This is a genomic window from Streptomyces sp. NBC_01244 (genome assembly GCF_035987325.1).
Classification (GTDB): Bacteria; Actinomycetota; Actinomycetes; order Streptomycetales; family Streptomycetaceae; genus Streptomyces.
In genome coordinates, this window is sequence record NZ_CP108488.1 from 1,322,147 (window position 1) to 1,346,681 (window position 24,535).

A 24,535-nucleotide genomic window follows, 5' to 3' on the forward strand; every position below is an offset into this window, starting at 1 on the left:
CGCCGGCTGCCGGCTGCCGTCAGCTTCCGTCGAGCTGACGGAGCTCGGCGCCGACCGTCCAGTTCTCGGGGTGGATCTCCAGGAAGCGCTTGGTCCACTCCAGCGCCTCGTCCTTGTCCTTGCACTGCATGAGGGCGTACCCCCCGACGACCTCCTTGGTCTCGGTGAAGGGCCCGTCGGTGTAGCTGAGCTTCCCGCCGGACCAGGTGACCCTGGTCCCCTCGGAGGTGGGGAGCAGGCCGGCGGTGTCGAGCATGACCCCGGCCTTGGTGATCTCCTCCATCAGCGCGCCCATGCGGTCGTTGAAGTCGGCCGGGAAGGGGGTGTCGGGGGTGAGGTTCTGCTCGTCGATGCGGATCATCGAAAGGAAGCGCGGCATGGTGACTCCTCGGTGGTGGAGGACGGGGACCCTCCCCGCCTCTCACCCCTGCGTCGAACGGGAGACGCCGGGATCGACAGCTTCCCGGAAAAATCTTCGGAGATTTTCGGGGCGCGCTCGGCGGCGGAGCATCCGGTCACCGCCCCACCCTGAGCTACCGGCGAGTAGGATCGCCGGGCCCAGGCCCCTCCGCGAGGATCCTCGATGCCGCGCATGCCCTCCTCACCGCTCCTGCTCGCCGGTCTGCTGGCCGGCGCCGCGGTGGCGCACGCCGTCGCCCCCAAGCAGTTCGACGCGACCGTGCCGCGCTCGCTGCCCGGCAGCCCGCGCCAGTGGACGTACGCGAGCGGCGTGGCGGAGCTCGCGCTCGCGGCCGGCGTCGCGCACCCGCGTACCCGCCGGGTCGCGGCGCTGGCGACGGCGGCGTTCTTCGTCGGCGTGTTCCCCGCGAACGTCAAGATGGCCGCCGACGCCCGCCACCGCTCCCCCGCCCTGCGGGCCGTGGCCCTGGGCCGGCTGCCGCTCCAGGTCCCGCTGGTGCTGTGGGCCCGCAAGGTCGGCCGGAACGCGGCGGGCTGAAGCCTCAGCGGCTGTCGCCCGCCCAGTCCCAGTGGCCGGGATCGGCGGCGCGGCGGCGGTAGTGGGCCCGGCCGCCGGGTCCGTAACGCCCTATCTCCGTGGGGAGCCGGGCCTCTTCGGCGAGCTGCGGTCCGCTCCAGCCCGTGATGTCGAGCAGCAGTCCGTCGAGGGGACCGCCCACGAGCTCTCCGTAGGCGTGCCCCGGGAGCGGACCCGGGTCGGGGTCGTCGTGGTCGGCGCCGTAGACCCGGCGCCGGAGCATCCTGTCGTCCATACCGGCCAGCTTCACAGACGGCACTGACAACGGGCCCTCGGGCCTGTCGGCGATGATGGGAGCCGTTCGGATCGCACGGCACACGAAGCGGAGCACCATCCATGGCACGTCGGGTACACCAGCCACTGGAGGACCAGGAGTTCGACTTCATCCTCGGCATGACGCAGGGGCCGGTGCTCGCCTACTTCTGCGGGAGCTGGCCGAAGGCCCTGGAGCCCTGCCGCGCGATGGACACGGTCGTCGCCGCACTGGCGCAGGAGTACGGGATCCGGCTGACCGCGGTGCGCGTGGACATCACCCGCTGCCCCGCCCAGACCAAGCGGTACGGGGTGACGGGGGCCCCGACGGCCGTGCTGATCGCGGGCGGCGAGCCCGTGGCCACCCAGGCGGGGCCGATGACGGCCGGCGAGTTCCGGGCGTTCCTCGACGCCCATCTCTGAGCCGTCCGGGCGAAGGCGCGCGATCTGGCCGAAAGTCACATGGATCGGATAGGTGCCTGAGGCATGTAATGGATCCCGGCGAAACGGAACCATCGCGTGCGAGGTGCTGCATGTCCGAGAAAACCATTGCCTTCCCCCAGGACCGGACCTGTCCCTACCACCCGCCGGCGGCCTACGAGCCGCTGCGGACGGGCCGGCCGCTCTCCCGGGTCACCCTCTTCGACGGCCGCTCCGTGTGGGTGGTCTCCGGGCACGCCGAGGCGCGGGCCCTGCTCTCCGACGGCCGGCTCTCCGCCGATCGGCAGAACCTTTCCTTCCCCGCCCCCACCAGGCGGTTCAAGGGTCTGAGCAACCGGCGTGCCGCCCTGCTCGGTGTCGACGACCCCGTCCACAACACCCAGCGCCGGATGCTGATCCCCAGCTTCTCGCTGGGGCGCACCGCGGCCCTGCGCCCCCGGATCCAGGAGACCGTGGACCGGCTGATCGACGGGATGGTCGCCGCCGGGCCCCGCGCCGAACTGGTCGGCGCCTTCGCCCTGCCGGTGCCGTCGATGGTGATCTGCGCGCTGCTCGGAGTCCCGTACGCGGACCACGAGTTCTTCGAGAGCCAGTCCCGGCGGCTGCTGCGGGGCCCGGAACTCGCCGACGTCGAGGACGCCCGGGAGCAGCTCAACGGCTATCTGCGCGAGCTCATCGGCCACAAGCGCGAGCATCCGGGCGAAGGGCTGCTGGACGAGCTGATCATCCGGCGGCTGGAGACCGGCGAGACCGATGTGGAGGAGCTGGTCTCACTGGCCGCGATCCTGCTCATCGCGGGACACGAGACCACGGCCAACATGATCTCGCTCGGTACGTTCACCCTGCTCAGCCACCCCGAGCAGCTGGCCGAGCTGCGCACGGATCCGTCCCTGCTGCCGGCGGCTGTGGAGGAGCTGATGCGCTTCCTGTCGATCGCGGACGGCATGCTCCGGGTGGCGGCCGAGGACATCGAGATCGCCGGGGTGACCGTCCGCGCCGATGACGGGGTGATCTTCTCCACCTCCGTGATCAACCGTGACGAGAGCGTCTTCTCGGAGCCCGACCTCCTGGACTGGCACCGGCCCACCCGACACCACCTGGCCTTCGGCTTCGGCATCCACCAGTGCCTGGGCCAGAACCTGGCCCGCGCCGAGATGGAGATCGCTCTCGGCACCCTCTTCGAACGGCTCCCCGGCCTGCGGCTGGCGGCCGAGCCGGACCGGATCCCGTTCAAGCCCGGGGACACCGTGCAGGGCATGCTCGAACTCCCCGTGGCGTGGTGAGCCGGGTGAACCCCGCGGGTCCGGTGAACCCGGCAGGTCAGGTGAACCCCGGGAGCCCCGGGAGCCCCGCGAGCCGCGTCTTCGTCGACACGGCCGTCTGCATCGGGGCCGGGCAGTGCGCCCTGACCGCGCCGGGCGTGTTCACCCAGGACGAGGACGGCTTCGGCGCGGTGCTGCCGGGCCGCGAGGACGGCGGCGGCAACCCGCTGCTGCGGGAGGCCGTGCGCGCCTGCCCGGTGTCGGCGGTCAGGGTCGAGGAGGCCTGAGCGGGGCGGCCTGAACGGGGCCGCCGCGGGCCCCGCCGGCTCAGTGCCGGGTGGCCGCGCCCAGGCGCTGGAACAGGGCCTCGTCCAGGTCCAGCCCCTGCTGGGCCTGGTTGATGGCCTGCGAGCTGTAGATCCCGGTCGAGCGGGCGGCCAGTACGGCGTCCCGCGAGGCCGCGATCACACCGAGCCGCAGGTCCACGTACTGTTCGCGCGCGCCGTCGAAGGCGGGGGCCTTGCCGTGCCCGTCCTCGCGGTCCAGCCGGGCGTCCTCGCGGACCTTGGCGAGGACCTCCGGCGCGTACGGGCTGCCGTCGCCCTGGACGAGGCCCGGCTCGTCCAGGGCGGCCCGGCCGGCGGCGGCGACCTCGTCGAGCAGCCGCCCGTACTCCTCCTGGAAGCGGACCGGGTCGTCGCCGGTGATCTTCACCTTCCGGATCACGGCGGGCAGGGTCAGGCCCTGGAGCAACAGGGTGGTGGTGGCGACCACGAAGGCGATGAGCAGCAACTGGGGGCGGTACGGCGTGTCCTCGGGCAGGGTCTGGGCCGCGGCGACGGTGATCGCCCCGCGCATCCCGGCCCAGGCCAGGGCCACGCCGCTGCGCCAGCCGAGGCTCTCGTTGACCTTGAAGTCGACGTCGGCCGAGGCGCGGGTGACGCGCTCCTTCATCTGCTCCCTGCGGCGGGGCGTCAGCTCCCTGCGGGGGCGCAGCGGATGGGCCTGCCGCTCGAACTCCGGGGCGCCGAGCCGGTCCATGAGCCAGTCGAGCCGGGGCTTCTTCTCGGCGGCGCGCTGCGCGTCCTTGCGCAGCGAGGCGATGAGCGGGGCGACGAACACCATGCGCGCCACGATCACCAGGGCGGCGGCCGCGAGGCCGATGAACAGGGCGCGCCAGGCGCTGAGCCCGTCCGCGGCGACCTGGTCGAGGAGGCCCTTGAGGCCGAGCCCCATCAGGAGGAAGATCGCGCTTTCGAGCAGGAAGGCGAGGGTGCGCCAGTTCATGGCCTCGGCCAGCCGGTCCTGGGCGCTGAGGAAGCGCGGGGCCTGATGGCCGGTGACCAGGCCCGCGACGACGACCGCGAGGACTCCGGAGGCGTGGAACTCCTCGGCCGGCAGGAAGGCGACGAAGGGCACGACGAAGGAGATCGCCGTGTTCAGCAGGCTGTCCTTGAGCAGTGCCCGGACCCGGACGTTGACCAGGCCCACGACGAGGCCGACGGCGGTGGCCAGGGCCACGGAGAAGAGGAAGTTCCCGGCGACCCCGGCCAGGGAGACGGTTCCGGCCATGGCCGCGATCGCGGAGCGCAGCAGTACGAGGGCGGAGGCGTCGTTGACGAGCCCCTCACCCTCCAGCATGGTCAGCAGCCGTGACGGCAGGCCGAGCTGTTTGCCCATGGAGGTCGCGGCGACCGCGTCGGTGGGGCTGACCACGGCGCCGAGGGCGAAGGCGGCGGGCCAGCCGAGGCCGGGCATGAGCCAGTGGAAGAGCCAGCCCGCCCCGAGGGTGGTGACGGCCACGAGCAGGACGGCGAGACCGCTGATCGCCTTGATGTTGCGGCGGAAGTCCGACGCGGGCATGTTCACGGCCGTCGAATAGAGCAGGGGCGGCAGCACGCCCGCGAGGACCCACTCCGGCTCGATGGCGAGCGCCGGCACGCCCGGTACGAAGCTGAGGGCGATGCCGACGACCACCAGGCTCAGGGGGGCGGCGAGGCCGAGCCGCTTCGAGAAGGCGGCGACGGCGACGATGCTGCTGACACCGACGATCGAGGCGAGGGTCATTTCCATGCGCGGTACAGGGCCTCAGGGGTGCTCGGGGACGATTTGTCCACCGTACGCCCAGAGGTTTTGCCGCGTCAAAAATTGAGCGACTCAACCTTTGACGCGACCCCGCGCGGCCCTCACTCGGCGGGCGCCGCCTGAGGCAGCAGTGCGACCGCCTGCCGCTCCAGCGCGAGGGCGCCGTCCACGAGCCCGGCGCAGGCGTCGAAGAGCTCCCGCCGTCCCGCGGCGTCCGCCCCGGGGTCCGCCGTACGGGCCAGCTCGGCGAGCCGCGACCACTGCCGCCCGGAGTCGCGGAAGAGCCCGGCGGCCTCCCCGTGCCCGGCGAGGTCGAGGAAGTCCGCGTACAGCGGCCGGGTGGCGCCCGGGGCGGTCCACTCCTCCTCGAGGCAGGCGTACAGCCGCCGCGTACCCAGCGCGAAGGCCTCGGGCGTGGCGAAGCGGCGCTCCCAGCCGGTCTTGGTCCCGGTGTCGCGCAGCTGCGCGGCGAACTTCTCCATGCCGGAGAAGCCGAAGTTGACGTCGAAGTGGTTGCCGAGCACCGGCCCGGTGAGGCGGGAGACCGTGGCGGCGATCGCCGCGTCCAGGTCGGGGTCGCCCGCGGGCTTCCCGGTGGTCACCACCATCTGGTGGCGGCCCTTCTTGTGGCCGGACCAGGCGGCGCCGAACTCCTCGCGGCCGATCGCGTACGGGCCCCCGGCCCCGTCCAGACCGGGCGCCGGGTCGTCGACGTGGAGGGTGTCACCGTCATGGCCGACCACGGCCACCACGTACGGATCGGCGGCGGCCAGTTCGACCATCGGCGCGGGGCCGTGCCAGGGCAGGGCGGAGCGGTCGACGGTGCAGAACACCGGGGCCCCGGCGTCGAGCGCGGCCTCGACCCGGTTCCAGCGGGGCTTGGCGCTGCGCGTGGCCTCGTACGGGATGCGCAGGCGGGTCAGGGCGACCTGGACCCAGGGGTCGGGGTGGGCCTGGGCGACGATCGTCGGCATCGGCGGCCGGCCGGCGTACTCGAACACGAAGTACATGAAGCCGATACCGCCCGCCAGGCCCGCGACCAGGGCCTCTTCGTGCACGCTGCCGAGCGCGTGCCGGATCAGCGTGGCCTCGCGGTGGGATCCGGGGGCGAAGTCTTCATATACGTGCGCAGTCATGCGGTCAGCGTAGCCGCGCCGGGGACGGCCGGCCGCGACCCGACTTCCTGTACAGTTGTCCAGGAAGTCGGGGGGACCGCCCTCCGCTCACCCCGCCCCCAGGGAGGTGGCCGTGCACACGGTCGCAACGATCCTCATCGGCCTCGTCGCCGCGCTGCACGTGTACTTCCTGGTCCTGGAGATGTTCCTGTGGCAGCGGCCGCCCGGCCGGGCCCTGTCCGGCTTCGATGCCGACACGGCCCGCCTGACCGCCCCGCTCGCCGCCAACCAGGGCCTCTACAACGGATTCCTCGCCGCCGGCCTGGTCTGGTCCCTCGTCATCGACTCGCTCGCCACGCAGATCTTCTTCCTCGTCTGCGTGATCGTCGCCGGGGTGTACGGGGCCGCGACCGCCAACCGCCGCATCCTCGTCGCCCAGGCGCTGCCCGGCGCCCTCGCCCTGGGCGCGGCGCTGCTCGCCGGATGACCTCCGGCGAGCAGGGCGTGCGACCGCCCGCAGGACCGGGCGCGTACGCCGGTGCGAGCCCCGACGGACCGGCCGCCACGGATGCCGCCGCGGGAGCAGGCGCCACCCCCCGAACCGACCCCCGCACCGCCCGCACCAGGGCCCGGCTGCGCGAGAGCCTCCTCGCCGAGTGCGCGGACCGGCCGCTCGCCGAGGTCAGCGTTTCGGCGGTGGTCCGCCGGGCGGGCGTCGGCCGGGCCACGTTCTACCTGCACTACGAGGACCTCACCGCGCTCGCGGTGGACGCGTGCGCCGACGTCGTGCACGCGGCGGTCGACGCCCTGCACGCCTGGCAGACGGCCCCGTCGACGGCCGCGCCGCCGCCTCCCCCGGCCCGGCCCCCGGCCGCACTCGCCGCGTTCCTCGGCGGCGCGGCCGACCGGGCCCCCCTCTACCGCACCCTGCTCCTGCCCGGCGGTGGCGGCCCTCTCGGCGAACGCCTGTACCGGGAGCTGCGCGAGCGCAGCCGGGCCGAGCGCACCGCGGTGGGCGCTCCGCGCCCCGAGCTGGTCGCTTCGGCCGTGGCAGCCACCTTCACCGCCGTCCTGGCGGACTGGCTGCACGGCGATCTCCCCGCCGACCTGGCGGACCCTGCCGGGCTGGCGGACCGGATCTGGCTGCTCCTCGTAGCACTCCACCGAGCGGGGTGATCCACGGAAGCCGACAGGGCCGGGCGTCTTACCGGGACCGCTCCGGAACCCGGCCGGGGCTTCCACCCGGGGGGTGGGGCGGGGCGCACCGGCCGCCTGCCACCCCGACAGGCCCTAGAACGGCCCGCGTCGCGGAGAACGCTCCGTGATCAGAGGGTTCGGCCCTCCGTGCTCAGCCCGGTCTCGGCCATGACCCGGGCGACGGTGTCCTCCAGGGAGTGCTCCGCCTCGATGACGCTCTCCCAGTCGCCGGGCAGCAGGTCGAGGGGCCGGTACCACTCGCGCATCTCCGCCTCGCCGTACTCCGCCGCATGCGGCTTGCCCGCGTGGCGTCGCAGGGTCTCCTCGAACGGCACGTCGAGGTAGTAGAAGTGCGTCGGCCCGCGGTGGGCCCGGCGCAGCGCGTCGAGCATGGGGCCGTAGCGGTCCGCGTAGAGGATCCCCTCGACGATGACGTGGAAGCCGTGGTCCAGCGCGTAGCGCGCCACGCTGCCGATGAGCCCGATGTTCGCGGCGCCGGGAGTGTCCCGCTCGCGCAGGACGACGCGGCGCAGGTTGTCCTGGCCCACGAGCGCCAGGCCCCGCCCGTGGCGGTCGCGGATGCCCTCCGCCACCGAGGACTTGCCCGCGGCGGAGTTGCCGCGCAGCACGATCAGCCGGGTGTCCGGCGTGCCGGTCATCATCCGGCTCACGCTACCCGTCCGCCCCGGACGTGCGTGAGCCCCGCCGGAAGATCCGGCGGGGCTCCGTCACGGGCTGGGCTCGTGAAGCGGTGCTACCCGATCGCGACCACCTGCTCCGCCTGGGGCCCCTTCGGCCCCTGCGTCACGTCGTACTCGACCTTCGCGCCCTCCGCCAGCTCCTTGAAGCCGGTGGTCTGGATGGCGGAGAAGTGCACGAACACGTCGGGGCCACCGTCGTCCTGCTGGATGAACCCGAACCCCTTCTCCGAGTTGAACCACTTCACGATGCCAGTTGCCATCTGTACTGATCCTTCACAACGTTCCACCGGCCGCACACGCGGCCGGACCCGATCCTGCCCATTGATCGGCTCGAGCACACGCCAAGCGCGGCCAACCGGGGTGCTTCCGGATATTCGAACTTTTCTCCGTCCCATCCGTGAAACGGGGGAGCAGGCCTTCGCAGGGGCCCCGGGAAGGACCTCGGCGGGGCGCTCCGGAGGAGTCTTCGAGAGGGGACGGACATGGGTGAGCTCGCGACGTTCCGGGTGCCGGCCCGGGTCACGGGAACGACGGCGGACACCATGCTCGGCGGGGCGATGGTCCGCGCCTGGCAGCGCGACGGGATCTTCCAAGTGGCCGCCGACGGACGGCAGGAGGCCCGCACGCGGGCCGCGCTGGCGGCGAGCCGGCGGTTCTTCGCCCGGCCCGCGGCGGAGAAGGCCGCGTGCGTCAACGACACCTCGTACAGCGGGTACATCGCCTCGGGCGAGGAGGTGACGGACGGCCGGCCGGACGCCTCGGAGATCTTCACCATCACCCCCGACATCGCTCCGGTCGCGGCCGCCGGCCTGCCCTGCCACGGCCCCGTCCCCTGGCCCTCCCCCGGCTACCGCGCGGCCATGGAGGCCTACTTGGCGGGCGTCGGCGGGCTCGGCGAGCGGCTGCTGCGGCTCGTGGCCCTCGGACTCGGCCTCGGACCGGCCGGCATCGACCGGCTCGCGGGGCTGACCCGCGGAGGCTGGCACCACATGCGGGTGCTGCGCTTCCCCGCAGCCGAGCGGACCGCGGAGCGCGGGATCGGTGCCCACACCGACTACGGGCTCCTGGTGATCGCCGCCCAGGACGAGGTGGGCGGGCTCTTCGTGCGGCCTCCGGTGCCGGGTGAGGTGCGCCCGCGCAATTGGCTGCCGGGCGAGAGCACGGCGGGCTTCGCCGAGGACCTGCCCGGCTGGACCCCCGTACGGCCCGTGGCGCGGGTGCTGACGGTGTTCCCCGGGGACATCCTCCAGTTCATGACCGGCGGCGCGCTGCTGTCCACCCCGCACCGGGTGCGGCTCGCGGACCGGGAGCGGTACGCCCTCGCCTACTTCCACGAGCCGCGCTTCGGCGCTCGGATCCGCCCCCTCGACCCGGCACGGTCCCAGCGGGGCGGGGACGGCGGCGCGGAGGCCGCGGTGATCCACTACGGGGAGCACTTCACCCGGATGTTCATGCGGTGCTATCCGCGGCGGGCAACGACGCGGCGGATCGAGACGCAGGGGCTGCTGCGGCACCTCGCCGCGGCCCGCTGACCCGGCAGCCGAGGCAGTCGGCGTGGCCGGTGTGCGCCGCGGTGTCGCGGACCCGCCAGTCCCATTGGCTCTCCGGGCGGGGCCCGCTCGGCTTGCCCCAGCCGGCGAGGTGCAGCAGCCAGGTGGTGACGCCCGCCGCCGCGACGACCCCCAGGCCGATCCAGATGCCCGGGGTCCAGGAGGCGCACAGGGCCGCGCCCGCGGCCGTGCTTCCCACCAGGGCGATCGCGGTGCCGGTCCAGCCCGCCACCGTGTGGCCGAGGTCCACGTGGCCGTGAGCGCTCATCGTTCTCCCCTGCTTCGTCGGTTCAGTAGGCTCGAAAGGCGTTCTCTTACGGAGAAAGCCATTTACCTCACGAGCTAAGTAACTTAGATGCTAAGGAGTAACCGCGTGCAGGGCAAGCCCCGCCCCGCGGCCACGGTCCAGGAAGCGCTGTCGCGCATGGACCGGTACGTCGCCCTCGGCATCGTCGGCCAGCAGGAGGTCGCGCAGCTCCTGGGGCTGAACGTCACCGACCTGACCTGCCTCGGCCACATCCTGGGCGCCGGAAAGGACCCGCTCGGCGCGGGCGACCTCGCCGAGCTGACCAACCTCACCACCGGCGCGGTGACCGGCGTGCTCAACCGTCTGGAACGCGCCGGGTACGCGAGCCGGCAGCCCGATCCCGCCGACCGGCGCCGGGTACGGGTGGTCGCGGAGCCCGCCGCCGCCGCCCGGATCTTCGCCGTCTACGAGCCCTTCTACGCCCGGCTCGGCGCGGTGTTCGCCGAGTACACCCCGGACGAGATCGCCGTCATCGCCGACTGGTTCGGGCGGGCGACGGCCGAGGTCACCGCCCATCTGGACCGGGTACGGGCCGGGGAACTCGGGCCGGTGGCCCCGTAACCCCGATGGTAAAATTTGCCTTTTGGCGACGTTCGCGTCGCGCTCCCGATCATCTTGCCCAAACATTCGAAACACGCCTCACGGAAGGTTCTGCATGAAGAACCCGTCACCTCATGGGCGCTTCGGCATCAAGCCCGGAGCGAAGGCAGGCCCGAAGGGCGGTGCGAAGGGCGGCGGCAAGACCCCGCGGACCCTCGGCCCCCAGGGCGAGTACTCAATGCCCCGGACGACCACGCCGGCGCTGCCGCCGGTGGAGTCCTTCTCGGAGCTCGGCCTGCCCCCTGAGCTGGTGACGACGATGGCCGACCAGGGGGTGGCACAGCCGTTCCCCATCCAGGCGGCGACCCTCCCCAACTCCCTGGCGGGCCGCGACATCCTCGGCCGCGGGCGGACCGGCTCCGGCAAGACGCTCGCCTTCGGCCTGGCCCTGCTCGCCCGTACGGCGGGGCAGCAGGCCGATCCGAAGCGGCCGCTCGCGCTGGTCCTCGTACCGACCCGCGAGCTGGCGCAGCAGGTGACCGAGGCCCTGGCCCCGTACGCCCAGGCGCTGAAGCTGCGCATGGCCACGGTCGTCGGCGGACTGTCGATCGGCAAGCAGACGGGCGCGCTGCGCACCGGCGCCGAGATCGTGGTGGCCACCCCGGGGCGGCTCAGCGACCTCATCGGCCGGCGCGACGTGCACCTGGAGCGCGTGAAGATCGTCGTCCTCGACGAGGCCGACCAGATGTGCGACATGGGCTTCATGCCGCAGGTCACCGAGATCCTCGACCAGTGCCACCACGCCGGCCAGCGGATGCTGTTCTCGGCCACCCTGGACCGCAACGTGGACCAGCTGGTGCAGCGGTACCTGAAGGACCCGGTCGGCCACTCCGTGGACCCGCAGTCCGCTTCGGTGTCCACGATGGACCACCACGTGCTGCACATCCACGCGGCCGACAAGGTCTCGGCCGCGACCGAGATCGCGGCGCGCGAGGGCCGGGTGCTGATGTTCCTGGACACCAAGCACGGGGTCGACCAGTTCGTGAAGCACCTGCGGGCGATGGGCGTACGCGCCGAGGGTCTGCACAGCGGGAAGTCACAGCCGCAGCGCACCCGGACGCTCGGGCAGTTCAAGGACGGCCTGCTGAACGTCCTGGTCGCCACCAACGTCGCCGCGCGCGGCATCCACATCGAGGACCTCGACCTCGTGGTCAACGTGGACCCGCCGGCCGACAGCAAGGACTACCTGCACCGGGGCGGCCGCACCGCGCGGGCCGGCGAGTCCGGCAAGGTCGTCACCCTGGTCACCCCGAACCAGCGGCGCGACATCGTCCGGCTGATGGCCGACGCCAAGATCCGGCCGACCATCACCCAGGTCCGCTCCGGCGAGGCCGCGCTGAGCCGGATCACCGGCGCGAAGGCCCCCTCCGGCGTACCGCTGGCCGGCGCCGCGGCCACCGACGCCAAGGGCCGGCCCTCGGGCTCGGACCTCGGCTTCCGCGGGATCGGCACCCGGCCCGGGCGGCCCGGCAAGGGCAAGGAGTCCCGCAAGACCATCGAGGCCCGGCAGGCCGCCGAGGCCCGTGCGGCGGCGCGGGTGCGGCGCGGTACGAAGTAGTACGACGGGGCGCTAAGCAGCACGACGGAGGGCCGGGACCGCGGGAGCGGTTCCGGCCCTCCCGTGCATCCCGTGCATCCCGTGAGGTCACGGGTTCAAGCGGCCCGCCGCAGCAGCCGCTGCGCCGCCGCGTTGCGGACCCGGCGGGTCCGGGCGCCCGCGGCGAGCAGGCGCAGGGCCTCGTCGGAGTGCAGGGACTGGGCCGCCGTGCGCTGACACCAGTCGGAGGCGGCGAGGAGTTCCGCCGGGGACCAGGGCTCGCCCCGGGTGACGGCCTTCAGCAGGGTCCACTCGCGCAGTCGGCGGGCGGCGAAGGTGCGGCCGCCGAGGGCCGCTCCGACGGCCTGCGCCCAGGCCACAAAGGCCTCGTCGGCCAGCAGCCCGGACGCCCGCCGGTCGAGGTGCGTGACCACCGCGCTCTCGGCCATCACCAGGTCCGGGTCGCGCAGGACGGCGGCGACGGCCTCGGCTTCCGCGGGTTGGCCGGAGACGGCTGCCAGGGACTCCAGGTGCCGGGCGTAGCGCCAGTGCTCGGACGGCGTGTTCACCGCCACCGTGCCCGTCGGTCCCCCGGTCCGGCGCTCCGGGTCGCCCTGGCGTATCTGGTACTCGCTTCTCCCCATGCGGACATTCCACACGACACCGGTGAACGCCACGTTGTCAGGGTGGCATCAAGCCCGCGGCGGCACCGCGGCGGCACCGCGGCGGCGCCGGCACCAGGGCGCCGGCCGCGTGGCCCGGCACACCCCGAGGCCCACATCCGTGCAGGTCACAGGAGCATCACGTGATCACGGCACGTCTTGTGCCACGTGAACGGCGACCTGTGGGATGGCCGGAACCAAAGGCGAGGGCGGGGGCCGAACATGTCGGATCCGGTGGACTACATCACGCGACTACGGGCGGAGGCGCAGAACCCGGACCGTGAAGGGGCCTTCCGCGCGGACCGGCAGCGGCGGCGCCTGCGGCGCGCGTCCGTCGGAGCCTTCGCCGCCCTCGCGCTGGCCGGCCTGGCCACGTGGCTGGTGACCAGCACCGGGGAGCGGCCCGCCGACGAGCCTTACGCCGCCGCCGCGCTCGACGAGCGGTTGTGGCCCGACGCCTGGCCGGCGACGACCAACCTGCCGCTGCGCGGCTCGCCGGCCCGTACCTGGGCGACCGACGCGCAGGACCTCCCGCTGCCCGTTCCCGCGGCGGTCGGTTCACTGTCCCGCGGGCAGGTCTCGGAAGGACTTCGACGGGCACGGGAGTTCGTGGTCGCGGCCAATCTGGATCGGGTGGTGCTCCGGGGCGGACATCCCGCTCAGGCCCTGGAACTGCTCGATCCGCAGCAGCCCGCACGTGCCCGGCTGACGGAGCACCTGCGCGCCCCCGGCCTGCCGGACGGCGATCCCACCGAGATGTTCACGCGCTTCGACCCCGCCGAGCTCACCCTGGCCGACGAGGGCATCCGCGTGCGCGGCAGGATGGCCTTCGAGGCCGGCAGCATCCCCGGACAGCTGCGGATCCGCGCCGACTACACCTTCGTCTACGCCCTGCGGCGCACCGAACCGCTCTCGGAGCCGGGGCCGGCGCCCGACACGGAGGAAGTGGCACGGGTCGTCGTCCGCAGACAACTGGTCCTGCTCTACGCCCCGGCCGGGTCCCCCGGGGTGACGGCCGGGAAGCTGGTCCCGGCCGACTACCGCCGGCAGCTCGGCAACCACGACTGCGGCACGGTCGACGGCTTCGTCCACCCCTACTTCTCGAAGGAGGCGAAGGCCGCCGACCGGCCGTGGCCGGTGGTCGACCCGTACGACGAGAGCACCGACATCCCCGCAGGGCCGCTGCGCTGCACCGTCCCCTCCCGTACCTGACCGGACCCGGCTCCCGTACCCGACCGGATCCGGTACCCGACCGGATCCGGTACCCGACCGGATCCGGCGGGGCCCGTCCGCCGCTTCAGGCCCGCGGGTCGTGGGCCTCGTAGCCGCCGGAACCCTGTTCGTTCGCGTGCCCCTGCTCCGGGAGCGGGGCGCCGGTCTCCAGGAGGGTCTTGAGACTGGACGCGAGCATCGGCCAGGCGCGCCCGCACATGCCGAGGAGGGTGCTGCCCGGTTCGAAGTCCTCGTGGAGGATGGTCAGCCGCGCGAGCGTGTCACCGACCGGCTCGATCTCGTACGTCACCTTCGTGCGCCGCTCGCGGGCCAGTTCGGCGCGCAGCTCCTCGCCGATGCCCGCGGAGGCGGCCCACTGCGGGGTGAAGGTGTGCCAGGTGTAGGAGAGCAGCCGCTCCGGCACGCACTCCAGCACCACCTGCTCCGGATCGCTCGTCCGCGCCCCGCGTTCCACCCAGTCCATCGTCGAGCCCACCCGCCAGTCGGTCTCGAAGTCGAGCCCCCAGTACCGGCGGGTGAACGCGGGCTCGGTCAGGGCCTGCCACACCCGTGCGGGGTCGGCCTGGACGTACACGGTGTAGGTGATCGCAGTCTCGCTCATCCCCTCATGCTGCGGGACCGGGGCCCACGGACCGGGGATTGAGCCGCTCTGCGCTCACCAGTGGCAGCCCTCCGCGGGGAGTTCCGTCGGTGGGGTGCGGGGCGGTGACGGGAGGGACAGGTGGGTGCGTGCGCCGTGCACGGCGGCGAGTTCCTCGTGGCCCGCCGGACCCCAGTCGCTGAGTTCGCGGACCTGGTCGGGGGTGGCCAGCAGCCGGGCGTACGCCGGATCCGGGCCCGGGGGCAGCGCCGTGAGCCGGGCCGCGGTGCGCGGATGGGCGCCGTGGCCGGCGTACCGGTACCCGAGCGGGACCGCGGCCGCGGTGCGGCCCGCCGTCGGGGACGGGAGGCGGGCGGCGCCGGTGGCGCGGGCGACGAGCAGCAGGACGCGTCCGTCGGGGGCGAAGAGCCAGCCGGCGGGGTCCCGTGGCGTCAGGTGCGCGGGGACGGACCCCTGATGCCAGGTGCCGTGCAGCGGAACGCGGCGGCTGCGCAGGACGCCGAGCCGGTCCAGGGCGGTGGGGGTGGTGGGGCGGCCGTCCTCCAGCAGGGCGGCGCCGCCTCCGTTGATCCGGGCCCGCAGGGCGGCCAGGGCGCGGCGGGCGTCGCCCGCGTCCATCAGGCCGGGCAGCTCGGCCGGTTCGGCGAAGTCGATGCCGGTGATCTCCTGCGCGGGGAGGCGGACGGAGTCGATGCGGTCCCGGGTCCAGGTGCCGCCGTCGAAGACGTGCAGGATCTCCCCGGGGAAGCGCATCCCCGGCGGCATGCCGGGCGCGTCGGCCGGGACCCAGTCGACGGCGAGGCCGCGCGGGTAGCGGCCTTCGACGCCGAGCTCCTCGTACACCTCGCGGGCGGCCGCCGCGGCCGGTGACTCGCCGGCGTCCACCGCACCGCCGGGCAGCAGCCGGTCGGGGCGGTAGTCGACGCTCTGGACCAGGACGCGCCCGTCGGCATCGGTGACGAGGACGACCGCGCCGGTCCAGAGCGTGGCGCGGGAGGCGCCGTACTCCTCCGGGGTCATCCACGTGCCCGGACGCGCGGCCGGTGCCTCGGCCCCGGCCGCGGCCTCCGCCTCGACTTGGGCCTGGGCCTGGGCCTGGGCCTGGGCCTCCGTCTGGGCCTCCGTCTGGGCCTGGGCCTCGGGTGGGGCCGGGGATGCGCCCGTGTCCTGCGTCACGTCCTCGTCGGTCAGCTGCGGCATCGGACTCCATTCACCGTAAGGGCACCGCGGGGGGATGCCGTGCGGCCCCGTCGCGCGGGCCTCGCGCGGTCATCGCGCGGGCCTCGCCGGGGCGTTGCGCACGAGTGAACCCGCGGGCTGTGCAACAGCGCGGACGGCCCCCGGGTTACGGAGATCCACACAATCCCCTTTGCCACCCCTATACCTCCTTATTACCTGGTTACACGGATCTTGCTACGTTCCCCGGGCGGACTGGCGGCATGAAAACCGCCGGTCCGACCACGTCACCGGAGCGAGGAGAGACCCCGACATGCGACGCGCACCCCGTACGGGCACCCCGGCGGCCACCGGAAAACGGTGGACCGTCCCGGGCGTGGCCGGCGTGGCGGGCGGCGTCGCGGTCCTCGGCTTCGGTGGGCTGTACGTCGCGGGCCTGCTGGCGGGCGACGACATGGCCTCCGGTACGAAGGTGCGCGGCATCGACATAGGCGGGATGAGCCGCGCCGAGGCCCGGCAGACCCTGAACCGTGCGCTCGTCCCGTCCGCCGCGGCCCCGCTGGCGCTGCGGATAGGAGAGCGGACCGAGCAGGCGCAGCCGGCGACGCTCGGCCTGTCCCTGGACACCGGGGCCACCGTCGACCGGGCGGCCCGCTCCGGCTCCGACCCCGTCAGCGTGATCGGCCGACTGTTCTCGTCCGGTGATCCCGACGTGGAGCCCGTGGTCCGGCTCGACGAGAAGGCGGCCCGCGCCGCCCTGGACGGACTCGGTGCGAAGACCCGGCAGGAGGCCCGGGAGGGCTCGGTCTCCTTCGAGAAGGGCAAGGCCAGGGCGGTGGCCCCGGTCACCGGTACCGACCTCGACGTCGACGGCTCCCTCGGTGTGCTCCGCTCGTCCTACACCCGTCCCGCGGAGCGGGAGCGCGGCGGGCCCGTCGTACTTCCCGTCCGGAGCACGGAGCCCCGTATCGGGCGGGAGGAGACGGAGCGGGCGCTCAAGGAGTTCGCCGAACCGGCGGTGTCCGCGCCCGTCACCCTGACCGTGGAGGGCAAGCGCATACCCGTCGGCCCCGCCGTCCTCGCCAAGCACCTCACCCTCAAGGACGACGGCCGGGGCCGCCTCGCGCCCCGCCTCGACGCCAAGGCGCTGCTCGCCGACCCTGAGCTGGCCGGTCCGCTGCGCCGGGCCACGCCGGGACCCGTGGAGGCGAAGCTGCGTACGGACTCCGCCGGCGCGGTCTCCGTCGCCGAGGAGGGCCGGGCCGGACGCCGCGTCGCCGAGGAAGGCCTGTCCGCCGCCGTGCTCCCGCTGCTGACGCGGGCGGGTGCGGCGGAGCGCACGGGCGAGGTCGCCACGGAAGAGGTCGGGCCGAAGCTGACATCGAACACGGTCGGGCAGCTGGGCATCAAGGAGGAGGTGTCCTCCTTCACCGTCGACTTCGAGAAGGCCCCGTACCGTACGACGAACATCGGGCGGGCCGCGGAGCTGATCAACGGCTCCCTCGTGCTGCCCGACGAGACCTGGAGCTTCAACCGCCGCGTCGGCGAGCGCACGAAGGAGAACGGCTTCGTCGACGGTCTGATCATCAACAACGGCCAGTACGAGAAGGCCGCGGGCGGCGGTGTATCGGCGGTGGCCACCACCGTCTTCAACGCGATGTTCTTCTCGGGGGTCAAACCCGTCGAGTACGGGGCGCACTCCTTCTACATCGAGCGCTACCCGGAGGGCCGCGAGGCCACCGTGGCCTGGGGCAGCCTGGACCTGCGCTTCGCCAACGACTCGGGCAAGGCCCTCTACATCCAGGCCGAGGCGACCGACACCTCGATCACCATCACCTTCCTGGGAACGAAGCGGTACGACGAGATCCGCGCGGCCAAGGGGCCGCGGACGAACGTCAAGCCGCCCGCCACGCGCACGGACACCGGCCCGAAGTGCGAACCGCAGTCCCCGCTGGAGGGCTTCGACGTCGCCGTCGACCGGGTGTTCGTGAAGGGCGGGCAAGAGGTCAAGCGGGAGACGATGAAGACCCGTTACACACCGAGGGACAGCGTGACCTGCGGCTGAGTCCCCCTGCCGAGGAGCCCGGACCACCCGTGCGGGTGAGCGCGTGCGGGTGAGCGGGCGTTCGTCGGGCAGGGTGGGCGGATGGAGTCGCGCCGGGGACCGAGGGTGCCCCTGATCATTGTCGCGCTGGCCGTGGCGGCCGGGTGTGTGACCGGATGTGTGACCGTGGGCCCGGCCGCCGGGCCGGGCGCCGTTCCCGGGCCCGGAGCACGGCCCGCGCCGGCCGAGGTACGGACGGACCTGCCGGGAGCGGCGACCGAGGCCCGGCCGCTGGGGGCGCTGCCGGGGGCCGAGCAGCACACGGATCCGGTGCCGGACGAGCCCCCGAACGCCTTGCCCGGAGCCGCCGTCGCCCCGCGGCCGGCCGCGCCCGCGGCGCCGGCCGCCCGGGCGCGCAGCCGGGTGAAGCCCGCCGCACCGCGGCGCCGGCCGGAGCGGGCCCGGCGGGCCGCGCCGAAGAAGCCCGCGGCTCCGGCCGCGAAGGGCCGCGGCTCCCGTCCCGCGCCGAACCGCACGTACGACATGGCGCCGCTCTGCGCGGCGGCCCGGGGGACGGTGGACCCGGCCATCGTGGCGCTGTGCCACTGACCGTGCTGTGCCACTGACCGTGCTGTTCCGCTGACCGTGCCGTGCCCTTGGCCGCGGCGTGCCATTGACCGCGGCGCCCAACTGACCGCGCCGTGACTCGCGCCGCGCCACCGGCCCCGCTGTCACTGACCGCGTGGCGCTGCCGGGTCCGGGAGGCGGGATTCGCTTGGATGGGCCCGGCGGACCCCGACCGGGGCCCTCCAGCCCCCACCTCCAGGAGTGGCCATGGCGAAGATCGCTCTCTTCGGCGCGACCGGCACCATCGGATCCCGCGTGCTGCACGAAGCACTCGGGCGCGGGCACGAGGTCACGGCCGTCGTGCGCGATCCCGCGCACTTCGCCGAGTCCGACGCCAGCTCCGCGGACGTCACCGTCGTCCGCGGCAACGTCCTCGACCCCGCCTCCGTGACCCAGGTCTCGGCAGGACAGGACGTGGTGGTCAGCGCGTACGGTCCGGGCTCCGGGGATCCCGGCACGCTCGTCGGAGCGGCGAAGGCACTGATCGGCGGTGTGCAGGCCCTCGGTACGGACGGGCCCCGGCCGCGCGTGGTCACCGTCGGCGGGGCGGGCTCCCTGCGCACCCCCGGCGGACCGATGGTCTGGGACCAGGCCGGGATTCCGGCGCCGATCGTCGCCGTCATGCACGCCCACGGGGACGCCCTCGACTTCCTGCGGACCGTTCCGGTGGAGGAGGTCCACTGGACCAACCTCAGCCCCGCCTCCACGATCGAGCCGGGCACCCGGACGGGCGCGTACCGGCTGGGGCTCGACGACCTGGTCGTGGACGACCACGGAAACAGTCTGATCTCCACGGAGGACTTCGCCGTCGCCCTGCTGGACGAGATCGAGCGCGACGCGCACGCGGGCAAGCGGTTCACCATCGGGTACTGAGATATTCGCTGTTCCGGGCCCGTTCCGCCTCCCTAGAGTGACCGTGCACCAGCCTCGGCCCGCAGGGAGCGGATCATGCGCACGCACTACCCCCGGACCCCGCACCTGCCCTGGTCTCCGGGTGCGACGTCCGACGACGTGCGGACCACCGGGCCCGGCATGCTGGCCGGGTTCGCCGGGCGCGAGGTCGTGGTCACCGAGAAGCTCGACGGCGAGAACACCACCCTCTACACCGACGGCCTGCACGCACGGTCTCTCGATTCCGGCCACCATCCGTCGCGGGCCTGGGTGAAGGCCCTGCAGAGTCGTATCGGCCCGGGGATCCCCGCCGGCTGGCGGGTCTGCGGGGAGAACGTCTACGCCCGGCATTCACTCGCGTACGGGGAACTCGACGCGTGGTTCTACGGGTTCTCGGTATGGGACGGCGACCACTGCCTCGACTGGGACCGGACGGTGCTCTTCCTGCGCGGCCTCGGCGTGCCGGGACCGCGCGTCCTGTGGCGCGGCGTCTTCGACGAGCGGGCGCTGCGGCGCCTGCGACTCGACACGGCGCGGCAGGAGGGGTACGTCGTGCGCACGACGGCCGGCTTCGAGCGCGCCGACTTCGGCCGGTGCGTGGCCAAATGGGTGCGGGGCGGGCACGTGCAGACGGACACGCACTGGATGTACGCCCAGGTGGTGGTGAACGGGCTCGGTCCGGCGGCCGCTCTGTGGGACGCCCGGTCGGGCGCGGATCCGGACACGGCCGGGCTGCTCCGCGCGGTGGGGGCGGACCCTGCGGTCGAGGCGGCGGGAGTCGAGGCGGCGGCAGTCGAAGACCTGGTCGCCGAAGTGGCGGACCGCATCGACGGGTTGAGCGTGCGCAGGTCCGGCGAGGACCGGCTGGCCGGAGTTCTGGCGGCGGCCCTGCACGGCGTACCGCGCGCCGCGCTCGCATCCCGGCTGGCGTCGGGGCCGCTCGGGATGGCCACCGCACGACGGGTCGCCGACCTGGTCGGGCTCCACCCGGCGCTGCGCAAGCCCTTCCCCTACCCGGACACGGAACGGCGAGCGGGGCTCGTACGGATGGCGGAGGCCGCCGATCTGGGGGTGCTGCACGCACTGGCGGGCGCGGTCTCCGGGCCCGGCGGTCCTGTCGGGTCGCCCGGGTCCGGCGAAGGCGGCGAGCAGGGCGACGGGGCCGGCGAATGCGTGGAGTGGTCCGCGCTGCACGCCGAGGAGGCCGGGCTGCTCGGGCCCGCGCCGCTGGACCCGCTGCGGGCCGGACTCCGAGAGGCCCTCGCCGCAGCCGGCATAGGTGGCGACGACGACGCCGCCGACCGCTGCTGGGCCGAAGCGCGCCACGCCTTCGGGCAGGGCAGACTGACCGGCGCCGAGGAGGCGGTCGCGGCGACCTGGCGCTGGCGGGACGGCGCCGCCTTCCCCCGGCTCGTGCAGCTCTGCGGACCTTCGGGCAGCGGGAAGAGCACCTACGCCCGCGACCTGCCCGGGGTCGAGGCCTACATCAGCCTCGACGACCTGCGCGGCGCCAGGGGTTCCCGGGCGGACCAACGGGACAACGCGGACGTGCTCCGCGAGGGCCTCGACCGGCTGGACGCCGCACTCGCCTCGGCCGCGCGCCGAGGGGGCACGGTGGTGTGGGACGCGACCTCCCTCACGGCCCGGCAGCGCGGGCTGGCGGGCACGGTCGCCCGGCGGCGGGACGCGCTGGTCACCCACGCGGTGCTGCTGGTCGAGGAGGCGGAGCTGATGCGCCGCAACTCCACGCGCGCGCACCCGGTGCCGGAACAGGTGCTGACCTCGCAGCTGCGCAGGTTCGCTCCGCCCTATCCGGGCGAGGCGCACCGCACCTGGTACGTCGGGGCGGGCGGAGCCGTCGAGGACACGGCGGGCACGATCGCTGAGCCGGTGCGTGCGACGGCCCGTACAGCAGCCTGCACTTCGGCCCGTACGACGACCCGTGGGGAGGGCTGATGCGCACCAGCGAGGAGCTCTACCACCAGGTCCGCTGGGACCCCCGCTTCGATCCCGCCCGGTTCACGCTGGGACTGCTGCAGCGCGGTGCGGCGCCGAAGCGGATCCCCCTGCCCTCCTTCGTACCCGGGGGCGACATCCCCTGGCACCGGGTGCTGTTCGTGGAAGCGGACGGCGAGCTGGTGTGGGACCGGGCGACGGGCGTCGACATCATCGACAGCACCGCGGCCGGGAGGGTCAGCGACCCGAGGCTGCTGCGGGCACCCTTCTTCACGGCGCGGACCCCGTACGCGTGGGACGCCTCCGGTGACGGCGCGTGGCGGGCGGCGCGCGAGGTCGCCACCCATACCCTGAAGCCTTCGCGCGTACGCCTGTTGACATGGAACACGCTCTGGGACCGGTACGACGCCCCGCGCATCGCCACCGCCCGGCGCAGGCCGTTGCTGCTGGCCGACCTGGCGGCGGCCGACGCCGATGTCATCGCGCTCCAAGAGGTGGAGCGCGAGCTGCTCGGCATGCTGCTCGCCGAACCGTGGGTCAGGGCCGCGTACACGGTCGCCGCGGACCCGCGCGGCCGGGACGTGGCGGAGAGCGGGCTGCTGGTACTGAGCCGTCTTCCGGTGCGGGAGGCGGGCGTTCACCTATTGGGTCCGCACAAGGCGGTCGTCGCCGTGACCGTGAACACGGCGGGCGGGCCGCTGGTGGTCGCGGCCACCCATCTGACGAGTGATCACACGGAGCGGGGCGAGGACCGCCGCGCGGCCGAACTGGCCCGACTTTCCGAGGGATTGTCGGGCATCGAGGCGGCCGACGTGGCCCTGCTCGGCGATTTCAACGACAGCCGGTCGGGATCCGAGGGGCCGGCCGGGACGCTGGGCCTGCGGGACGCGTGGACCGAGGTGCGCGGGGTGCAGGACTCGACCCCCACCTTCGATCCGGTCGCCAATCCGCTCGCGGCGGTGGGGTCGTTGTCGGGCCGGGCGGCTCGCCTGGACCGGATCCTGTTGCGGTCGGCGGGGGTTCGCGTGGCAGAGGCCGCCCTGCGCGGCGACTCCGCGTCGGCGGACGGCCTGTTCATCTCGGATCACTACGGGGTCGAGGCCACCCTGGACTTCGACCCCGCGGCCGACGGAGACGATACGGGTGACGGGTCCGGGCCCGGACGCGGACACGCGGTACTCGACGTCCACGCCACCGCACGGACGGCGGTGGCGTGGCTGGCGCCGCATGACGAGGCGGTGGAGGCGGTACGTCGCGCACACGACCCGCAGGCGGAGCGCTGGCCGGCGCACGTGAACCTGCTCTTCGGCTTCGTGCCGGAGTCCTCCTTCGAGGCGGCACTGCCCCTGCTGGCCGAAGCGGCCGCCGAATCCGCCGCGTTCACGGCCCGGCTGGAGGGCGTGTACGGCTTCGGCCCGACCCTGTGGCTGGACCCCGCGGCAGCCGGCGACGCACCGTGGCAGGAGCTCCGGCGGGCGCTGGCGGCGCGGTTCCCGGGCTGCCGGGGCCGGGCCGAGGGGTTCACACCCCACCTGACGCTGGGACACAGCCCCGATCCCCGGCGTGCGGAGCGGGAGTTCGCGGCACGCCTCGGCGGTGGCCGGTCGGCGCGCGTGGACTCCCTCGCCGTATTGTCCCGGCGCGGCGACGGCCCGATGGAGGTCCGGGCGACGGTGGAACTCGGCACCGGAAGGACCACCTGGGCACCGGACCGCCCACGCCCCACGTCGGCCCGATCCGGCGACACGGAGCCGGCGGGGTCCGACGCGGGAGCAGGGGCCGAGGCAGGCGCAGGCGCAGGCGCAGGGGCCGACGCCGGAGCAAGGGCCGGAGGAGGGGCAGGGTCCGGAGCCGAACCTGGAGCCGGAGCTTGGGACCGAGCAGGAGCAGGAGCCGGGGCCGGGGCAGAGGCAGAGGCAGGGGCCGAAGAAAGGGACCAAGCAGGAGCCGGAGCCGCGTCAAAGGCCGGAGGAGGAGCCGGAGCACGGGCAGGAGCCGGAGCCGGGCCCGACGCCCGAGCCGGAGCCGCAGCCCCAGCCCCAGCCGGGGGGAGGGCCAGGGCCGGGACTCGTGCCGGAGCCGGGGCTGGCTTCAAGGCCGGCGCCGATGCCGCCCTTGCGGGAGCCGCGGCCCGTTCCGAGGCCGGTGCCGCGGCCCTCGCGGCGCGGATCGCGGCGGCGCTCCCCGAGGGGGTCGTACACCTGGCCGGCTCGCGTCGGATGGGCTGCGCGCTGCCGGACGCGGATCTGGACCTGGTCGCGGCCCTGCCCGGCGCCGTCGCCCTGGCGGACGTACGGGAGTTGGTGGCGTCGGCCCTGCCCCAGGCGGAGCGGCTTCGCGAGGTCACCGGCGCCCGGGTGCCGGGCCTGCGGCTGCGCGCGGCCGGGCTGGACGTGGACCTGGTGGTGGTCGCCACCGGTCCGGTGCCGCCGGACCGGGCGGTCGCCCGGCGGGCGGAGCTAGGCGGGGCCGCGGCGGTGGCGCTGAGTGCGGTGAGCGACGCCGAGGCGGTACGGGCCTTCGTGGGCCCGGAGCACGCGGCGTTCGCCGGGCTGGCCCGCGAGGTCAAGGCCTGGGCCCGGTCCCGGGGTCTGGACTCGGCGCCCTTCGGCGGTCTGCCGGGAGTCGCCTGGTCCGTGCTGGCCGCCCACACGGTCCGCTCCGCCCCCGGCCTCTCCCCCGGCCCCCTGCTGCGCACCTTCTTCGCCACTTGGGCCGCCTGGGACTGGCGCACCCCGGTGAGCCTGGCACCCGCCCCGGACCTGGATGCCGGCACGAACGGAGAAGGCGGAGAGGGCGGAGAGGGCGGAGAGGGCTCCGTCACGGTGTTGACACCCTCCTCCCCGGTGCGTAGCTGCACCACCCAAGTCGGCGCCGGGACCGCGGACTTGTTGACACGGGAGCTGTTCGCCGCGTGGGAGGCGCTGGAGGAGAGCCCCTCGACGCAGCTCGCCGTCACGGGCGCCGTGCCCCCGCACCGCCGGCACGCCGCCTGGGCCGTGGTCACGGTGACGGGTTCCCGGTCCGGCGGCTTCGAGGACAACCTGGGCCGCACGCGCGGCCGGCTGCGCGCCCTGCTCGGCACCCTGGCGCAGACGGGCCTCGCGGACGCCCATGCCTGGCCCCGGCCCTTCGAACGGACGGCCACCCTGGCCCGCTACGCGATCGGCCTCGGTCACACACCGCCGAACGCGAGCACGCTGGCCGCGCTCGTCGCACCGTGGGTGGCGAAGCTTCCCGGCACCGAGGTGACGTGGGCGGACTGCGGCACTGTTCCCGACCTCTCCTGACGACAAGTAAC

The 24,535-nt window shown here is 74.1% G+C and carries 25 protein-coding genes; 15 read left to right on the forward strand and 10 right to left on the reverse strand.

Translation table 11 applies throughout. The features are described from left to right. Nucleotides 1-19: 19 nt before the first annotated feature. The gene (locus OG247_RS05605; RefSeq protein WP_327251158.1) at nucleotides 20-379 is read right to left on the reverse strand and encodes a YciI family protein; all 360 of its coding nucleotides are present in this window, start codon (nucleotides 377-379) and stop codon (nucleotides 20-22) included. A gap of 204 nt (nucleotides 380-583) precedes the next feature. Between OG247_RS05605 and OG247_RS05610 the strand changes: the two genes are divergently transcribed. Next, on the forward strand, nucleotides 584-958 hold the full coding sequence (locus tag OG247_RS05610) for a DoxX family protein (protein WP_327251159.1): 375 nt from the start codon (nucleotides 584-586) through the stop codon (nucleotides 956-958). Nucleotides 959-962: 4 nt separating this feature from the next. On the opposite strand, the gene OG247_RS05615 is transcribed toward OG247_RS05610, so the two are convergent. Continuing rightward, entirely contained in the window at nucleotides 963-1,232 is a 270-nt protein-coding gene (locus OG247_RS05615; protein WP_327251160.1) for a hypothetical protein, read from the reverse strand. 101 nt (nucleotides 1,233-1,333) lie between these two features. Between OG247_RS05615 and OG247_RS05620 the strand changes: the two genes are divergently transcribed. The 3 genes from OG247_RS05620 (at nucleotide 1,334) to OG247_RS05630 (ending at nucleotide 3,239) form a co-directional block, all read left to right on the forward strand. Further along, entirely contained in the window at nucleotides 1,334-1,672 is a 339-nt protein-coding gene (locus OG247_RS05620; RefSeq protein WP_327251161.1) for a thioredoxin family protein, read from the forward strand. Between the two features lie 110 nt (nucleotides 1,673-1,782). After that, nucleotides 1,783-2,973, forward strand: coding sequence for a cytochrome P450 (locus OG247_RS05625; protein ID WP_327251162.1), 1,191 nt, complete (start codon nucleotides 1,783-1,785; stop codon nucleotides 2,971-2,973). 41 nt (nucleotides 2,974-3,014) lie between these two features. Then, nucleotides 3,015-3,239, forward strand: a complete 225-nt coding sequence (locus tag OG247_RS05630; protein ID WP_327257351.1) for a ferredoxin — start codon at nucleotides 3,015-3,017, stop codon at nucleotides 3,237-3,239. Nucleotides 3,240-3,279: 40 nt separating this feature from the next. Here OG247_RS05630 and OG247_RS05635 read toward each other — a convergent pair whose 3' ends face one another. Next, nucleotides 3,280-5,019, reverse strand: a complete 1,740-nt coding sequence (locus tag OG247_RS05635; RefSeq protein ID WP_327251163.1) for a cation:proton antiporter — start codon at nucleotides 5,017-5,019, stop codon at nucleotides 3,280-3,282. Between the two features lie 119 nt (nucleotides 5,020-5,138). Continuing rightward, complete coding sequence (locus OG247_RS05640; protein ID WP_327251164.1) at nucleotides 5,139-6,173, reverse strand: BtrH N-terminal domain-containing protein; 1,035 nt, start codon at nucleotides 6,171-6,173, stop codon at nucleotides 5,139-5,141. A gap of 112 nt (nucleotides 6,174-6,285) precedes the next feature. Here OG247_RS05640 and OG247_RS05645 point away from each other — a divergent pair, with 112 nt between their 5' ends. Beyond that, on the forward strand, nucleotides 6,286-6,639 hold the full coding sequence (locus tag OG247_RS05645; RefSeq protein ID WP_327251165.1) for a DUF1304 domain-containing protein: 354 nt from the start codon (nucleotides 6,286-6,288) through the stop codon (nucleotides 6,637-6,639). Next, the gene (locus OG247_RS05650; protein WP_327251166.1) at nucleotides 6,636-7,328 is read left to right on the forward strand and encodes a TetR family transcriptional regulator; all 693 of its coding nucleotides are present in this window, start codon (nucleotides 6,636-6,638) and stop codon (nucleotides 7,326-7,328) included. Before OG247_RS05645 ends, OG247_RS05650 begins: the two co-directional genes overlap by 4 nt. 149 nt (nucleotides 7,329-7,477) lie before the next feature. Here OG247_RS05650 and OG247_RS05655 read toward each other — a convergent pair whose 3' ends face one another. Continuing rightward, nucleotides 7,478-8,008 carry an AAA family ATPase gene (locus tag OG247_RS05655; protein ID WP_327257352.1) on the reverse strand — a complete coding sequence of 177 codons (531 nt, stop codon included), beginning with the start codon at nucleotides 8,006-8,008 and terminating at the stop codon, nucleotides 7,478-7,480. Between the two features lie 95 nt (nucleotides 8,009-8,103). Further along, nucleotides 8,104-8,310, reverse strand: a complete 207-nt coding sequence (locus OG247_RS05660) for a cold-shock protein (protein WP_112449244.1) — start codon at nucleotides 8,308-8,310, stop codon at nucleotides 8,104-8,106. A 222-nt stretch (nucleotides 8,311-8,532) separates the two neighbouring features. Between OG247_RS05660 and OG247_RS05665 the strand changes: the two genes are divergently transcribed. Further along, nucleotides 8,533-9,582 carry a 2-oxoglutarate and iron-dependent oxygenase domain-containing protein gene (locus tag OG247_RS05665; RefSeq protein ID WP_327251167.1) on the forward strand — a complete coding sequence of 350 codons (1,050 nt, stop codon included), beginning with the start codon at nucleotides 8,533-8,535 and terminating at the stop codon, nucleotides 9,580-9,582. Here OG247_RS05665 and OG247_RS05670 read toward each other — a convergent pair. Beyond that, on the reverse strand, nucleotides 9,500-9,868 hold the full coding sequence (locus OG247_RS05670; RefSeq protein ID WP_327251168.1) for an HGxxPAAW family protein: 369 nt from the start codon (nucleotides 9,866-9,868) through the stop codon (nucleotides 9,500-9,502). The two genes, OG247_RS05665 and OG247_RS05670, sit on opposite strands and share 83 nt — an antisense overlap. A gap of 105 nt (nucleotides 9,869-9,973) precedes the next feature. On the opposite strand from OG247_RS05670, the gene OG247_RS05675 reads away from it, so the two are divergent. Both OG247_RS05675 and OG247_RS05680 read left to right on the forward strand, forming a co-directional pair. Then, nucleotides 9,974-10,468, forward strand: coding sequence for a MarR family transcriptional regulator (locus OG247_RS05675; RefSeq protein ID WP_327251169.1), 495 nt, complete (start codon nucleotides 9,974-9,976; stop codon nucleotides 10,466-10,468). Between the two features lie 94 nt (nucleotides 10,469-10,562). Continuing rightward, on the forward strand, nucleotides 10,563-12,065 hold the full coding sequence (locus OG247_RS05680) for a DEAD/DEAH box helicase (protein WP_388495697.1): 1,503 nt from the start codon (nucleotides 10,563-10,565) through the stop codon (nucleotides 12,063-12,065). Between the two features lie 95 nt (nucleotides 12,066-12,160). On the opposite strand, the gene OG247_RS05685 is transcribed toward OG247_RS05680, so the two are convergent. After that, entirely contained in the window at nucleotides 12,161-12,688 is a 528-nt protein-coding gene (locus OG247_RS05685; protein ID WP_327251170.1) for a hypothetical protein, read from the reverse strand. 240 nt (nucleotides 12,689-12,928) lie between these two features. Between OG247_RS05685 and OG247_RS05690 the strand changes: the two genes are divergently transcribed. Next, nucleotides 12,929-13,918 carry a hypothetical protein gene (locus OG247_RS05690; protein WP_327251171.1) on the forward strand — a complete coding sequence of 330 codons (990 nt, stop codon included), beginning with the start codon at nucleotides 12,929-12,931 and terminating at the stop codon, nucleotides 13,916-13,918. 85 nt (nucleotides 13,919-14,003) lie between these two features. On the opposite strand, the gene OG247_RS05695 is transcribed toward OG247_RS05690, so the two are convergent. Then, nucleotides 14,004-14,540 carry an SRPBCC family protein gene (locus tag OG247_RS05695; RefSeq protein ID WP_327251172.1) on the reverse strand — a complete coding sequence of 179 codons (537 nt, stop codon included), beginning with the start codon at nucleotides 14,538-14,540 and terminating at the stop codon, nucleotides 14,004-14,006. Nucleotides 14,541-14,594: 54 nt separating this feature from the next. Next, nucleotides 14,595-15,740 carry an NUDIX hydrolase gene (locus OG247_RS05700; protein ID WP_327251173.1) on the reverse strand — a complete coding sequence of 382 codons (1,146 nt, stop codon included), beginning with the start codon at nucleotides 15,738-15,740 and terminating at the stop codon, nucleotides 14,595-14,597. Nucleotides 15,741-16,029: 289 nt separating this feature from the next. Here OG247_RS05700 and OG247_RS05705 point away from each other — a divergent pair, with 289 nt between their 5' ends. From OG247_RS05705 to OG247_RS05725, 5 genes are all read left to right on the forward strand, one after another. Continuing rightward, nucleotides 16,030-17,781, forward strand: a complete 1,752-nt coding sequence (locus OG247_RS05705) for a VanW family protein (RefSeq protein ID WP_327251174.1) — start codon at nucleotides 16,030-16,032, stop codon at nucleotides 17,779-17,781. A gap of 105 nt (nucleotides 17,782-17,886) precedes the next feature. Then, the gene (locus OG247_RS05710) at nucleotides 17,887-18,369 is read left to right on the forward strand and encodes a hypothetical protein (protein ID WP_327251175.1); all 483 of its coding nucleotides are present in this window, start codon (nucleotides 17,887-17,889) and stop codon (nucleotides 18,367-18,369) included. Between the two features lie 225 nt (nucleotides 18,370-18,594). Beyond that, nucleotides 18,595-19,260 (forward strand): NAD(P)-dependent oxidoreductase, encoded by a 666-nt coding sequence (locus OG247_RS05715; RefSeq protein WP_327251176.1) that lies wholly within the window; start codon nucleotides 18,595-18,597, stop codon nucleotides 19,258-19,260. Nucleotides 19,261-19,335: 75 nt separating this feature from the next. After that, nucleotides 19,336-21,234 carry an RNA ligase family protein gene (locus OG247_RS05720; RefSeq protein WP_327251177.1) on the forward strand — a complete coding sequence of 633 codons (1,899 nt, stop codon included), beginning with the start codon at nucleotides 19,336-19,338 and terminating at the stop codon, nucleotides 21,232-21,234. Further along, complete coding sequence (locus OG247_RS05725; protein ID WP_327251178.1) at nucleotides 21,234-24,524, forward strand: poly(A) polymerase; 3,291 nt, start codon at nucleotides 21,234-21,236, stop codon at nucleotides 24,522-24,524. Before OG247_RS05720 ends, OG247_RS05725 begins: the two co-directional genes overlap by 1 nt. Nucleotides 24,525-24,535: the final 11 nt, after the last annotated feature.